Origin of the sequence: Streptomyces alkaliphilus, from assembly GCF_014141535.1 — a bacterium.
Classification (GTDB): Bacteria; Actinomycetota; Actinomycetes; order Streptomycetales; family Streptomycetaceae; genus Streptomyces; species Streptomyces alkaliphilus.
In genome coordinates this window covers 1-1,849 of sequence record NZ_VKHT01000984.1, presented here as the reverse complement: position 1 = coordinate 1,849, position 1,849 = coordinate 1, and the positions used below count along the sequence as shown (strand labels likewise).

The 1,849-nt window shown below is 71.6% G+C and carries 3 protein-coding genes and 1 pseudogene; all 4 read right to left on the bottom strand.

Annotated features, from left to right (window positions below):
• On the bottom strand, positions 1-488 hold a 488-nt coding region (locus FNQ90_RS21745), incomplete at its 3' end, for a DUF5063 domain-containing protein (RefSeq protein ID WP_182607907.1).
• Complete coding sequence (gene recR, locus FNQ90_RS21740) at positions 481-1,080, bottom strand: recombination mediator RecR (protein WP_143620575.1); 600 nt, start codon at positions 1,078-1,080, stop codon at positions 481-483. The genes recR and FNQ90_RS21745, both read right to left, overlap by 8 nt.
• A gap of 79 nt (positions 1,081-1,159) precedes the next feature.
• Complete coding sequence (locus FNQ90_RS21735; protein ID WP_143620573.1) at positions 1,160-1,501, bottom strand: YbaB/EbfC family nucleoid-associated protein; 342 nt, start codon at positions 1,499-1,501, stop codon at positions 1,160-1,162.
• A gap of 97 nt (positions 1,502-1,598) precedes the next feature.
• Positions 1,599-1,849, bottom strand: a pseudogene (locus FNQ90_RS27685) (DNA polymerase III subunit gamma/tau); the annotation flags it as partial.

The window sequence follows — 1,849 nt, the reverse complement described above, 5'->3', positions numbered from 1 at the left end:
AAGAGACAGCGTCCCTCCCGGTAGTGGGCCATGCCGTGGCGCAGATCGGTGACGATGTTGGCGAGGTCGTCGGAGATGCGGCAGGGCACCGGGGCGCTGCGCGGCACGTACGGATCGAAGACCTCGGAGTAGACATCGATCGGGGCGAGGAGCTCGGCGAGACGCTCGCGCAGCTCGTCCATGTCGGGCTCCGGGCCGGTGTCCGGCTCGTAGCGCTCCTCGGGAACGATGTCCTCGTGGGCCCCCAGGCGGCCGCCGGCCAGCAGGAGCTGCGAGACCTGGAGCAGCAGGTGGGGTACCGCGCTGTCCGGGTCGTCGCCCTTGGCGATCTCGGCGACGGCGACGGTGAAACTCTCGATCTGGTCGGCGATCTGCACCGCGAAGGTGTCGGGACCGTCCGTGGTCACGGGGCCCCCGGGGGCCCCGGGGGAGATCTCTCCCCCGGGTTCGCCGGCTTCGGCGGTCCTGGTCATCGTCCCGTCAGACATCGAGCAATCGCCTCCCCTCGAAGGCACGCCCCAGCGTGACTTCGTCGGCATATTCCAAGTCTCCCCCGACGGGCAGTCCGCTGGCCAGCCGGGTGACGCGAAGTCCCATGGATCCGACCATCCGCGCCAGGTAGGTGGCGGTGGCCTCCCCCTCGAGGTTGGGGTCGGTGGCCAGGATGAGTTCGGTCACCGACCCGTCCGCGAGGCGGGCGAGGAGTTCGCGGATTCGCAGGTCGTCGGGTCCCACACCGTCGATGGGGCTGATCGCCCCGCCCAGGACGTGGTAGCGGCCCCGGAACTCCCGGGTGCGTTCGATCGCCACCACGTCCTTGGGCTCCTCGACGACACAGATCACCGAGGGGTCGCGGCGCGGGTCGCGGCAGACCCGGCACTGCTCGTCCTCGGCGACGTTCCCGCAGACCGCGCAGAAACGCACCTTCTCCTTGACCTCGGACAGGGCCCGGGCGAGTCGGCGCACATCGGCGGGATCGGCCTGCAGGATGTGGAAGGCGATCCGCTGGGCGCTCTTCGGACCGACGCCGGGCAGTCTGCCCAGTTCGTCGATGAGGTCCTGAACCACGCCTTCGTACACGGCATGCCTTCCTGATGTCGTTGACCGTGAGGCTAGTTGGGGAACGGGACGCGGACCGGCAGCCGGCCCGGCGCGTCGCTCAGAACGGCAGCCCCGGCAGTCCGCCCCCGCCGCCCAGCCCCTCGGCCAGCGGGCCGAGCTTGCGCTGGGCCAGCTCGCGGGCGCTCTCGTTGGCGTCCCGCACGGCGGCCAGCACCAGATCGGCGAGGGTCTCGGTGTCCTCGGGGTCAACCGCCGCGGGGGCGATGACCAGACCGGTCAGCTCACCGGCCCCGGTGACGCTCGCCTTGACCAGACCGCCTCCCGCGGAGCCCTCGACAATGGTCTCGGCGAGCTCCTCCTGGGCGCGGGCGAGGTCTTGCTGCATCTTCTGGGCCTGCTGCAGCAGCTGCTGCATATCGGCTCCACCACCGGGAAACACGGCTGAACCTCCTGGCTCGGCGTCGTACGTACCCCTTGAGCCTACGGGGTTCGGGCCCCCGGCACCCCGGGGAGGACGGGGGAACCGACGACATGACTCATTCGTGGTCGATCTGCTCGATGATCGTCGCGCCCAACCCCTCGATGATCAACTCGGGCCCGGAGAGGGCCTTCTCGTCGAGGTCGGGGTCGTCGTCGGCCGGCACGTCGTCCTCGATCGCCACCGGCGGGGTCGGTCGTACGGCTGCCGGCGCACCGGGGGGCCCCGGGGCCCCGGCCCCACCGGGCGCGCCGCCCGGGGCGCTTCCCGAGGGGACGGCTTCACCGGCGCCGGGCGGCGGCCCCGGTG